Source organism: Candidatus Zixiibacteriota bacterium (genome assembly GCA_036397555.1).
Lineage (GTDB): Bacteria > Zixibacteria > MSB-5A5 > WJJR01 > WJJR01 > DATKYL01.
Genome location: DASWIS010000025.1, coordinates 126,468 through 138,613 on the forward strand (window position 1 = coordinate 126,468; position 12,146 = coordinate 138,613).

The 12,146-nt window shown below is 61.8% G+C and carries 12 protein-coding genes; all 12 read right to left on the minus strand.

What is annotated here, in order from left to right; translation table 11 throughout:
- Nucleotides 1-171: 171 nt before the first annotated feature.
- Entirely contained in the window at nt 172-1,164 is a 993-nt protein-coding gene (locus VGB22_08165; GenBank protein ID HEX9751241.1) for a hypothetical protein, read from the minus strand.
- 111 nt (nt 1,165-1,275) lie between these two features.
- Nucleotides 1,276-2,853 carry a histidine ammonia-lyase gene (hutH, locus tag VGB22_08170; protein ID HEX9751242.1) on the minus strand — a complete coding sequence of 526 codons (1,578 nt, stop codon included), beginning with the start codon at nt 2,851-2,853 and terminating at the stop codon, nt 1,276-1,278.
- A 45-nt stretch (nt 2,854-2,898) separates the two neighbouring features.
- The gene (locus tag VGB22_08175) at nt 2,899-3,660 is read right to left on the minus strand and encodes a hypothetical protein (protein ID HEX9751243.1); all 762 of its coding nucleotides are present in this window, start codon (nt 3,658-3,660) and stop codon (nt 2,899-2,901) included.
- Between the two features lie 61 nt (nt 3,661-3,721).
- On the minus strand, nt 3,722-4,339 hold the full coding sequence (locus VGB22_08180; GenBank protein ID HEX9751244.1) for a hypothetical protein: 618 nt from the start codon (nt 4,337-4,339) through the stop codon (nt 3,722-3,724).
- A gap of 3 nt (nt 4,340-4,342) precedes the next feature.
- Nucleotides 4,343-5,203 carry a hypothetical protein gene (locus tag VGB22_08185; protein ID HEX9751245.1) on the minus strand — a complete coding sequence of 287 codons (861 nt, stop codon included), beginning with the start codon at nt 5,201-5,203 and terminating at the stop codon, nt 4,343-4,345.
- 13 nt (nt 5,204-5,216) lie between these two features.
- On the minus strand, nt 5,217-5,834 hold the full coding sequence (locus VGB22_08190; protein ID HEX9751246.1) for a hypothetical protein: 618 nt from the start codon (nt 5,832-5,834) through the stop codon (nt 5,217-5,219).
- Nucleotides 5,835-5,856: 22 nt separating this feature from the next.
- Nucleotides 5,857-6,645: a DUF6754 domain-containing protein gene (locus VGB22_08195; protein ID HEX9751247.1), complete on the minus strand. Its 789-nt coding sequence runs from the start codon at nt 6,643-6,645 to the stop codon at nt 5,857-5,859.
- 143 nt (nt 6,646-6,788) lie between these two features.
- Complete coding sequence (locus VGB22_08200; protein ID HEX9751248.1) at nt 6,789-7,865, minus strand: bifunctional phosphoglucose/phosphomannose isomerase; 1,077 nt, start codon at nt 7,863-7,865, stop codon at nt 6,789-6,791.
- A complete protein-coding gene (ptsP, locus tag VGB22_08205; protein ID HEX9751249.1) occupies nt 7,855-9,666 on the minus strand; it encodes a phosphoenolpyruvate--protein phosphotransferase in 1,812 nt (603 codons plus the stop codon). The genes VGB22_08200 and ptsP overlap by 11 nt, the downstream gene beginning before the upstream one ends.
- A 2-nt stretch (nt 9,667-9,668) precedes the next feature.
- Nucleotides 9,669-9,953, minus strand: a complete 285-nt coding sequence (locus VGB22_08210) for an HPr family phosphocarrier protein (protein HEX9751250.1) — start codon at nt 9,951-9,953, stop codon at nt 9,669-9,671.
- Between the two features lie 16 nt (nt 9,954-9,969).
- Nucleotides 9,970-11,109, minus strand: coding sequence for a DNA-processing protein DprA (gene dprA, locus VGB22_08215; protein ID HEX9751251.1), 1,140 nt, complete (start codon nt 11,107-11,109; stop codon nt 9,970-9,972).
- Between the two features lie 4 nt (nt 11,110-11,113).
- On the minus strand, nt 11,114-12,127 hold the full coding sequence (obgE, locus tag VGB22_08220; GenBank protein ID HEX9751252.1) for a GTPase ObgE: 1,014 nt from the start codon (nt 12,125-12,127) through the stop codon (nt 11,114-11,116).
- Nucleotides 12,128-12,146 lie beyond the last annotated feature (19 nt).

The window sequence follows — 12,146 nt, forward strand, 5'->3', positions numbered from 1 at the left end:
GACGCGGTGACTTGCTCTCATCTGGCGTCCCTGTCATTTGTACACACTCCCCCACTGTGTGGATACCGACGAGGGCTGAAGTTATTTCCGCAAATTCCGTGGCTTGGAATCAGTATTCCGACGAGTTCCCGACGAGGGCTGGCCCCGGTGCGACTCCAGGGATCGATTCCATCACTCAGGCGGCCGCGTAATCAGAGCCTGTGCGACTGGAAACGCCTCATCAAAGATATTGTCACCGAGAGCGTCCAGGTTGTGCGGTTGGCCGGGCTGGGGAATCTCGCCCGGTTCACTCACAAAGATTTTGTAAGGGAAGGGTGCGGCAGGATCCCAGACGGCATCGGGTTCGACTGTGACCGCGACTTCATCGCCTTGCGTGAACGTAAACGGGAAGGTGACGCCCGGCGGCGGATTCATCAGGAAGTCTTCGCCCGGGGCATCGGGCGGGGCGACTTCGTTTGATGAGTACGGGTTGCCGTCGTCCGCAGCCGTGTAGTCGGCAAATTGTCCGGTCGAAAGCGCGGTGGCGCCGCGAATCGCCCAACCCTCATAGATCCAGCCCGGCGGCGGCAGCGGCAGCGAAAACAACGACGGCGTAAAATCTCCGGCCAGGAACCAGACACCGGAGAGCTCGTTGCTTGTGTCTGTATCGGTCGGAGTGATGAAGGAGGCGATGGCAAACTCGTTGGGGGCGGTCAGCCCTTCTGCCGGAAACCGCATGCTGACGATCGCGTGCGAGGGCAGCCCGATCTCACCTCTGAGATAGACGATTCCCGACGGCAGGGAATCATTGTCGGGATGCGGCTCGACTGTCACGAACAGCGAATCAAAATCCTCCAGATCGGCCGGCAGACCCTCCAAATCATTGTTGGAAATCTCAACGCCGGATTCGTCAACAAGTCGTCGTTGGTTGTCGTCGATGTTCACATTGAAGCGCGCCAGCGATACCCAGTCTTCCTCGTGGGCGGTCAACGCCGCCTCGGGGGGAGCCGCCCAGAGCTCGTACATCATGCCGGCGGGCAGCGGGGCTACAGTGAACAAGTCGAGATGGACATTCTCATACGGCCGCTCTGTGGTGCCGCCGCCGTTGTCGCTGCCGCACCGTGTCATAAAGACCGCGGCAACAACAAGACACAGGATCCGTGGATCAAACGACCGCGTCATCATCGACCTCGTTGGCTTGGGATTGGCGGCGGGAGACGTGACCCGCCGATCACCAGCAATGTCAAAGTATAATACTTGCAGCCGCCCGAAGTGGCACGATTTCCCGTATGAGACTCAGAGCCGTGACGGGGCTTTTGTCGCCCACGATTCCAGTTCGGCGCTCACCAGGCCGATGAGAGGTCCGAGAAACGCGTCATCAAGCGTGTGCGGATGGAGCCGATCCACACTGCGCGTCAGCACCGCGAGCGGCCCCGACCGCGGCACACGGTTGGTCAGTTGGGCGGCCCGCCATCCGGCGATGGCCTCGATCGCAAGGACGATTCGTAATCGTTCCAGGATTTGCCCGAGCTTGTCGGTGGCCCACATCGACATGGAAACATGGTCTTCCTGTCCGAGCGACGTCGGGATGTTGTCAACCGATGCCGGATGGGCCAGTGTCTTCATCTCTGAGACCAGTGCCGCGGCTGTCACCTGCCACATCATCAGACCGGAGTGCAGCCCCTCGCCCCGCGTCGGACCCAAAAAACGCGTGGCACCGGTGATTTGGGGATCCATTAGGAGCGCGATGCGGCGCTCGCTGATGGACGCAAGATCCGTGACGGCAATCGACAGGTGGTCGGCCAAATGGCCGATCGGGGCGCCGTGGAAATTCCCGCCGGAGAGAATGTCCCCGTCCGTGGCGAACACCAGCGGGTTGTCGGTGGCAGCGTTCATTTCGACTTCGCACGCGGCCTTAGCCGCGGTGAGCGCATCGTGTACGACACCATGCACCTGCGGTGCGCAGCGTATCGAATACGGGTCCTGTACCCGTCCCCCCGCGGACCGGGGACGCCCCGACTTCTCCAATACAGCAAGGATGCGCTGGGACGATGCGGCCTGGCCCTTGTGCCCGCGAACCGTGGCGTGGCGCGGGTCGAATGCGCTCCGGCTACCCGCGACCGCCAGCGATGTCATGGCACAGATGTAATCGGCTGACTCCAACAGCTTCGACAGGGAGGAGACGGAGAGTGCCAGCAGCGCGGTTGAGGCCTGCACGCCATTAATCAGGGCCAGACCTTCTTTGGCCTCGAGCGTCAGGGGTCCGATACCCAGTCGGGCATGCGCACGTCGGGCCGTGGTGCGTCGTCCGGCCAATTCCACTTCGCCTTCGCCGATCATCGCGAGGGCGACGTGCGCCATCGGGGCGAGATCGCCGCTGGCGCCAACCGAGCCGCGTCGCGGCACGACCGGACACAAGTCGGCATTGAGAAACTCGATCAGCCGCTTGGCGAGCGCGACGCGGACACCGGAGTGGCCCATCGCCAGCATATTGAGCCGCAACAGCATCATGCCCCGCACCTCCGCACGGGTGCACAAAGGGCCGACGCCGGCTGCGTGTGAGACGATGAGATTGCGCTGCAGGCGACGCCGCTGGGCGGGATCGATGCGCACGTCGGCCAGGCGGCCAAAACCCGTGGTCACTCCATAAACAATCTGGCCGTCACGCAACAGCCGTCCGACCAGCCTCGCCGACTGCTCCATCCGGGCAGCGGCGCCACGATCAAGACTGACGCGCACGGGCGGATCGGCGCAAGCAACAGATTCAAACTGAGACAGGGTCAGGGAGCGGCCACTAATGCGGATGCCGCCGGACCGCTCACGACCCGCAGGCGACCGACGACCGCGGGACGGTTTGTCGTGTGTCATCGCCATGTCGAATCGGCAGTCGGCGGTGGGGGCGCTGCCCGATAGCGGGTGCTATGTCCGTTTGGCTTCGCGATCGAGATGAATGAGCCATTCATCGGAAAGCTGTGGCAGGGGAAGCCCGTAGATGCGTTCGAGAGACTGCGGCAGGTCCAGCACACTGCGCCACAGCATCTTGAATCTGTCGACGCCGAATCGCTGCAACAGGAACGCCGTAAACGACCCTGCCGCGATGTCATGGGCCTCGCGATCGGCAAGCGAGTCCGCTGCCACCAACTCGGCCAGGCCATGCAGACGTGACTCCTGCAGCAGTTGTCGGGCCTCGTGATGAACATTGATGTCCATGCGATCGAACAGAGTGTGGATGCCGTCTTTGATGAGGGTGAATGACGGCGCCTGCGGGTCGATCGCGTGGCAGGCGGAAATGGCGATCGCCCCACCAATCTGGTCCCCGATGCGTGTGTAGATATTGAATCCTTCGACAAACCCCGCGGGATGGCCGGTCGCGTCGCGGCATTCCTGGTCGGTGTTAAACAAGTAGATCGAAAACGGCTGAACGATGTCCAAATCAAAGTAAGTGACCACTTGATCGAGAATCTCATTGCAGGCGGCGCCGTACGACATCATCGCCCGATGCCCGCGCGCGGAGTGCGGCGGGACATAGATATTGAACTGGCGGTCCTCGAACAGTTGCCAGTCTCCGGCAAACGATTCGGGCTGAACATCCTGCTTGCGACCGCAGCCGAGCACAGCCGTGATGGCAAATCCGACGGCGATGAACTGCGCGATCAGTGGACGGGTCGCAATGGCTGACATGGTGTCGCTCAGGCCCGCCCATTATACCCGCCGAGTGCCGGGGATTCCAGCGGATTGTCGATCACGAGGACAACCGCAGCCAGTCGATGAACAAGAACTGGATTCGGCCGATCAGCAGCGAGACGCGCGCCATCACCGTGTACCCAAAGTGCGCCCCGAAGGCAACCATGATGAATCCGGTCCCCGCCGATGCGATCCATCCCAGCGCGCCGGTGTGCGGCTTGGAAAAGAAAAAGTAGATCAGCGTGCACAGGACCCCGATGATCATGATCACTGCATTGAAGGTCGTCAGCGGCAGGATGGTGCTGGAGACCTGCGGCAGAATGATACCGTGCAGTTGACGGACCAGCTCGATGCCGGCGGTTCCGCCGATGACGAATGCCAGAGGGATGCGCATGGTCCAGCCGATGCGCGGGACGAATCGCGCAAAGAGCATCAGGCCCATCACGCCGGGAATCAGCAGGATCCACTTGTGATCCTGCGATAAGGGGACCCACCACTGATCGACCAGGATCGAATCGAAAACCAGCCCGACATAATAGCCGGCCGTCAGGCCTGCGAAGACGTGCTCCGCAAAGCGAAACAGCGGGTTGTCGCGATACAGAAATGAATACAGCGCGAGCGTGAAGAACGCCGTCGGCAACAGCGTGACCAATGGAGATGAAAAGAGCTCGCTCATTGCTTATTCCCGGTCCCGTGGCGGCCCGGCATCGCGCCGTCGCGTGACAACGTAGCCGAGATTGCCCATCGCCACGAACGCGATAATCAGCAGATGGATCAGCGACTGTGAGTCCATTCCGCGCGACGCCTTATCGGGACTATTGAGCAGGTGCTCGTACTCGGCTGCGCCTTTCATGCCACCGAGCAATCCCTTGTATTGCCCCGATTGGACGTACGACAACGCCTTGGGCGCCACGACCGCAGTGACGCCGGCAGCCATCGGCACACCCGATTGCGCGTTGACCAACGAGACCCAGTAGTCGACCATGATATTGTCGGTGATGACCACAACGAATTGTATCGAATCGTAGCTGGTCACGCGCCGTGCCAGGGGCAGCGCGTCGAGCCGTGTGCCGTTGTGATCGGTGGGGAAGATGTTGCCGATGCCCGTCGCCATACCCAACAGCACGGCCTGGTACCCGGCCTTGTAGCCGAGATTGATATAATCTTCTCCGTAGCGCTTGCCGTACTCATCCCCGATGTCGTGCAAAATGCGGTCGGCAATCGACGGCCCTCCCATTCCGACATTGGAGAGCCCGATGACGTGCAGGTCCTTTTGGAAGCAATGCCGCAGTGTAGCGACCGCCAGCGGCTCCGTTTCGGCTGTCGTCGACGGCCAGAAATCGAATGCGAACATGACGTTGCCCCCCGCAGGCAACGCATCGACGGCGTCGAAGAAGGCCTGACTTTCCGGCGAGACGGCGGTCGGCAGCGACAACGGCAGGAAGACCGGAACAATCACCGAGACAAAGATCAGCGTGTAGAGCACACGACGGTCGATGTGTTGCAGGCGGTCCCAGATGGTCGTGCGTGGTTTCGACATGAGGCACTACACCCTACTGCCCAAGATAGGTGCGCTCGATTCCCAGGAAGATGCGCAACGACATCGATGCGCCGCCGAGCGCCGCTCCGATCAGGATGCCGCGCTGCACGGCGACATTCGGCACGGTCATGATCCAGTTGACCCACGTCGGCAAATCATCGGAGATGAATTGCCCCATGGGAATTCGCCCGAGCATGACGATGACGGCGGTGACCAGCAATATGAGCGACGGCACGGTCCGTGCCCGAAATGCGCGATACGCGGCCGACGCGATAAAGAAGGCGAGCATGGAAAACATCGTCGACATCATCGGCGCCTGAATGGAATTGAATAACGCGTCATACCGTGTTCCGCGCCCGGTTCCCTGCAGGACGCCGAAGCCCGCCATGACGACAAAGCACAACAGCAGCACGGCGGAGTACCAGGCCCCGTCGTTGCGAGCCGTCAGCTTGCGCCAATGCACGCGAACGATCGAGACAACCCCCATTACGAGCGAGAAACCGGTGATGATCGATTGCCAAAGCAATCCTTCGTTGTAAACGGCCTCGACCTGTTTGCCGCGCAGGAAGAAGCCGACGATCATCAATCCGCCGGATACAAACGCAACCAATATGGGCAGCCGCATTCTCATGGGTATGATGGGCGCATCACACTCACTTCGCGCTGAGAATGTTCTCCCAAAAATCGTGGCCGATTCCGAGGCTCACCGAGAGTGCGCCGGCGATGACCACAATGACGATCAGCAGCTTGACGATGTCCTGACCGCGGAGACTGCCCAACAGCGATGGCCGTCCCGACAGATACGCGTCGGCGGCATAGAGTTCTTCGCCGAGCAGGGTGTAGTCGCACGCTGCGATAAAAAACGGCATCTGTTCGGGTTCGGCGGTGCCGGCGATCTGGATTGCTCCCGCCACCTGCCCCATTTCCGCCATCAGCAGCGACTCGGCCGCAAACTGCCCCATGTAAATCGCCGCCGCCGGTTTCTCCCGTACCATCATTCCGCCGATGCGCGCCGAATAGGAAAACGAGTCACCGGCGATGTACTGCACGGTTTCGGGATGTACGCGATCGGACTGGCCTTCGTCGAGATAGGCCTGACGCACAGTTTCCTGAGCCGCAGCCATCGGCATGGGATACAAAACCGGGACGCGCAACGGTGTCTGATATCGCGCGGTCAGGTGCGCGACTCGTCCCAGGATCGACAGGCCGGCGATGGTCTGAATGTTGTCTAAATCACCGGTTCCCGGTATGAACAGCACGACCCGTCCCATCTCGGTCGCGCGGCCGACCGCCTCGTCAATGGCGTTGAGCCCTGGCAACGGTCGCACGTAGAGTTTCTCGCCGCTCGTCACACGGCGAATGAACCATAGAATCGCGACCGAGAAGACCAGCAGGAAGATAAACGCATTGAGACGCCCGTTCTGGATGATGCCCGCGTGCAACGCGTCGCCCGATGGAATCTGAGGAATGAGTGTGCCGGTCAGAGCGATCGATGCGATCCAGTCGCGCGCGCGAGCGCCACTCCTCTGGTTGGCAACTCCGCGATCATACCACGCGGCCGCGCCGATCGAAAGCCGTGTGTGAGTCAGGCGAGCTCCGTCTTCAAGTCGTTGATGGCGGGGACGGGCGTCGGGTCCTGCCCATTTTGAATGGCCAGATAGTAACTGATCCAGTCTCCCTGTTGCACCAGAGAAAACATCCGTTCGAGTCGGTTGCGTCCGGATGCCTCAAGACGCACGACCGGAAGGCCGCGTCCCGCCAATCGTCGTTCGATCCATAGGCGCCGTTTGGCGGCCGTGGTGTCGTCGTCATCGGAGGCAAGCGTCACTACGGCCATTGCCATTCCGGGATGGCTCTGCGCATCAAGGCCGACAATTTCATTGTGATTGAGTTCGGGCAGTGCGTTCGCAAATGCGATCGCCTTGGAGTTTTCGGCCAACTGGCATTTGAGACGGTATGCAACGACGTCGGTCGACGGATTGCTGCCGTAGACGTTGACAATCCGCTTCGTCAGAGTCACGGCGTGCTGTTTGGCAGGATTTCTTAAGAGAGGTGTGTCGGGCTGGAACAGATACTGACGCTCATGGAGAAAGCCGGCCAGCGATTGCAGATGTTCATCATAGTCTGCGACGATTCCCCAGCGCGACAGCGACAGCATGACCGGACCGAACGAATATCCAAGCGCCGCACGAGGTGGGAGCCCGCCGGGCAACTTCACCAGCGGCCACTTGTTCGTGGACGCCAGGGCGGCCAACTGCCCTCCGGTGGTTACCGCAAGGATGCTGCACCCGCGCGCCCGCGCCTCGTGTGTCGCCGTCAGGGTCTCGGCTGTGTTACCGGAGTAACTCGACGCGATGACGAGCCAGAAACGGTTGATGTAGGCGGGGAGGTGGTCGGTACGGACGACGACGAATGGAACCGGCGACTGCGATTCCCAGTATGAACGCGCCAAATCACCGCCGATGGCTGAGCCGCCCATGCCGCAAAGGCAGATCCCCGCCGGGGTCGTCGGCTTGTAAGACTTCCAGTCCACGCCGGCGACCAGCGAAGTTGCCTGCCGAAGTTGATCCGGCATGCCGGCGATGGCGTCGCACATGCCCGACGGATCGAGGTTGCGCATGGCGGCCGGATTGTCCAGCAGCACGTCGGCTTTAACGGACATGACGTTTGGCGAAATGCTCCAACTCCTTGCGAATCTCCGCAGTAGTCGCGCAGGAGAGTACGCGCGTGGCCAAACTCCGGCAATCCTGGTATCGACTGCTGCGAATGAGCGATTTGGAGCGCGGCAGCGAGTTGGGATGCGCCGACAGTGAGTCCACGCGCAACCCGACCAATGCGGGCACGGCCAATGGGTCAGCCGCCATCTCGCCGCAAACACCGACCGGAATGTGTGCCGCATGTCCCGACCTGACAACCGATGCAATCTGTCGCCACAGCGCCGGATGCCAATGGTGCTGCCAGTCGGTGAAACAGGCGTTGGCGCGATCGACGGCCATGGTGTACTGCAGCAAATCGTTGGTGCCGATGGACAGAAAGTCGGCCTCGCGCGCGAGTTCGGCCGCCAGCAGCACCGCCGACGGCGTTTCAATCATCAGTCCCAGGGGGGTCCTGGCATCGTAGCGGGCGCCCTTGGCACGCAGCGCCGCCTTCGCCGCTGACCACAGCGTCCTGACATCGCGAAACTCTTCGAGCGTCGTAATCATCGGGACCATCACGCGGAACGGCCCTTCGGCGGTCGCGGCCAGCAGTGCCCGGAATTGGCGCTCGAGCGACGATGGATTGCGCAATGAAATACGAATGCCGCGCACGCCCAGCGCCGGATTGTCCTCGGCGGGCTGACCGGGATGGACTTTGTCGGACCCAAGATCGAATGTGCGCACGGTCAATGGGCGCCCGCCGAGCGCAACGGCCGCTTCGCTGTAAATCTTGTGTTGCTGCGACTCCGATGGGTAGCCGCCCTTCTGCAGGAACAAGTACTCGGTGCGGAAGAGACCGACCCCGTCGCTGCCGGCGGCCAGCGCCAGCCCTGTCTCTCCCGAGAGATCGATGTTGGCCAGCAATTCGACCCGATGATTGTCGCGCGTGACCGACTCTTGATCGCGTAACGCGTCGAGTCGCTTCGGCCATGGCCGGTGCGAGCGACGCCGCTTGCGTTCGAAGAATTCGGTGGTGTTCTCGCGCGGGTCGACGATCACGACGCCCGCGTATCCGTCGACGATCATGCGCGTCCCCGTACGGACCACGCGAACATCGCGTCCGACGCCCACGACGGCGGGAATGCCCATCGACTTGGCCACCAGAGCCGAATGCGAGGTCGGGCCGCCGGTCTCCACAACCAGCGCGAGAATGTGGGCATGACTCAGCCCGAGAATGTCAGCGGGCGTGATCGTGTGGGCCAGCAGCACGGCCGGTTCGCTCATTCCGTGCAACGGCCCGTCGGTCACCGCCAACAGCCGGTTGATGACGCGTCGCTTAATTGTTTCGATGTCATTGACCATCTCGCGCAGATAGGCGTCACCGGCACGTGCGATCGTCTGTTGAGCCCTCCCCACCACTTGTGCGAAGGCCGACTCGGCGGCCAACTGATCGTCGGTGATGACCTGACAAACATCGTCATGGATGGACGGATCATCGAGAATGAGAAGCTGCGCATCGAAGATCTTCGTCATCACCGAGCCGATACCCGCCGGTGCGCGTCTCTTGAGGGCCTGCAGGTCGTTGCGCGCCGACTGCAGCGCGTCGTCGAAACGGCGCACTTCGACTGCAGACTCTTGTGCGGATGCCAGATGACGGATGGGCGGCTCGGCCTGCGCGACGCGATAGACGAACGCCGGACCGAGCACGATCCCTGGTGACGCGGCGACACCGCGCCAGCGCACTTCGCGTCCTGTTTGCCTGGTCATCGTCCCGGCTTCGGATTCAACCGGGGCGGGATCGTTTCCGATGACGCGCCCGGATGTCATCGTCAGCGCTCGTCGAAGCGTTTATCAAACACGCGCACGATCGCGTCCACCGCTTTGGCCTCATCAGGACCCTCAGCCCCGATGGTCACGATCGCGCCCATCTCCGCCGCCAGCGTCATCACGCCCAGCATACTCTTGCCGTTGACTTTGCGTCCATCCTTGATGAGCCAGATCTCCGACTGAAACCTGGTAGCGGTCTGCACGATCATGGCCGCCGGACGGGCATGAACTCCCAGCGGGTTGGAGACGGTCACCTGGCGCTCCGTCACGTTGGCGTCCGCCGTCATATGCGAGACGGCATCCTCAGAGGGCGCGGGCGACGACTCCGCCCGCCGAACGGGTTATGACTCCTTTGAGTTCCAGGCCGACCAGCACACGGGCACACTCGCCCGCGGGCAGATTCAAAGAAACCGCCAGCCGATCAATGGGGCAAGCGGATGTTCCCAGTCCGTCGTAGACACGCTTCTCGATGTCGGTCAGTGTCGGCATGGGCATTGTCGCGCGTTTGTTGATGCCCGGCGCCCGCGATAGTTCAAAATCAGAGAGAATGTCGTCGGCCGATGTGACGATGCGCGCGCCCTGTTTGAGGAGTTCGTGCGATCCGACAAACTGGTCGCGCCCGATCTCACCGGGAATCGCGTATACGTTCTTTCCCTGTTCCACCGCGTGTTCGGCCGTCAGCAGCGCGCCGGAGCGTGCCCGGGCCTGAGTCACGAGCACACCGTCGCTCAGGGCCGCGATCAGCCGGTTGCGAATGGGGAAGTGGTGACGCTCCGGCGCGGCGCCAAAGGGGAATTCGGTGACCAGCATGCCTTGGGCGACGATCCGCTCGGCGAGCGCGCGGTTTTCCGACGGATAGATCACATCGGGACCACATCCCCACACCGCGATCGTTTGTCCGCTCGCTTCCAGCGCGGTTGTGTGTGCCACTGTGTCGATTCCCTGCGCGAATCCGGAAACGATCACGATACCGGCGGCGGCAATCTCGCCGACCAGTTGACGGGTGATACGGACCCCGTATTCGGTCGCACTCCGTGAACCGACAACTCCCAACGCGCGATCCGTCTCGCACTGGCCGCGCACAAAGAGATACGGGGGCGGGTGAGTAATCGAAGATATCGAAGCCGGGTAGCGCGGATCGCCCAATGCAGTCATTGTCCAGTTCGACTTCGCCAATTTGTCGATCTGATCCTTGCCCCATGCTAACGCGGTCGAGCGCGAACCGGAGGAATCAAAGGTCGATCGGACCGCGCCGCTGGCAATCCAGGACGAATCGATCTCGTCCCATGCGGCACGCGCTGAATGGTAAACGCCGATCAGCTTCAAAAACGAGATGCGCCCCATTCCCGGCAACCGCGACAGCGCCAACCAGTATTCGGCTTCGGCGGGAATCCGTTCCGTGTCTGCCGCGGTCGGCAGCAAGTCGTCGCGTTGAAGACCCATGGGACTAATCCGTCAGCGGCGCGCCGATCTGCGGCGTCTTCGTTGGAGCCGTTGATGCGAGCATGTGGTCCAGCAGAACCAGCAAGTTCTCGATTCCTTCGCCCGTCATCGCCGAAATCAACACATCGGCATAAGAGAATTCATCACGATCTGGGTCGTCCGCCATCAGGTCGACTTTGTTGAGCGCGATCAACCGCGGCCGCTCTAACAGCAGCGGATCGTAGGCGGACAACTCCGACAACAGGTGGCTGAGGTCTTCTGAGGGCGAGTCGGATGTCAGATCGACAATCAGCAACAATACGCTCGTCCTCTGGATGTGCCGCAGGAAGCGAAAGCCCAGGCCGCGTCCTTCGTGCGCGCCGTCGATCAGCCCCGGCAGATCGGCGACCGTGTAGGTACGATACTCGGGACGGTTGACGACACCCAGATGCGGCGTCAACGTGGTAAACGGGTACGACGCGACCTTCGGCGCGGCGGCTGAGATCGCCCGCAGGAGACTTGACTTTCCGGCATTGGGAAAGCCGACCAGCCCGACATCGGCGATCAATTGCAGTTCAATCCGCAGGAGCCGCGACTCACCCGGCAGGCCCGATTGCGCCTTGCGAGGGGCTCGGTTGGTGGCCGTCTTGTAGTAGGCATTACCGTGTCCGCCCAAGCCGCCTGCGGCGACCACCACCCGGTCACCCGCGTGCAACAATTCACCGAGCAGCCGCTCTTGTTCGACATCGTAAATCAATGTCCCCGGCGGCACCGGGATCAGGGCATCAGCGCCGCCTTCCCCGGTTTTCAAGCCGCTGGACCCGTGTGCACCGGAACGGGCTTTAATGTGTGTCTTGTACCGCAAATCGAGGAGCGTCCCGAGGTTGGTGTCGACTTCGGCGATTACATCGCCGCCCTTGCCGCCGTCACCGCCGTCTGGCCCTCCCTTGGGTACAAACTTTTCGCGACGGAAACTGACACACCCGGCGCCACCATGACCGGCACTGATTCGCAGCTTGACTTCATCGACAAAGGTCATCGGGCAAACCGGGTATGAC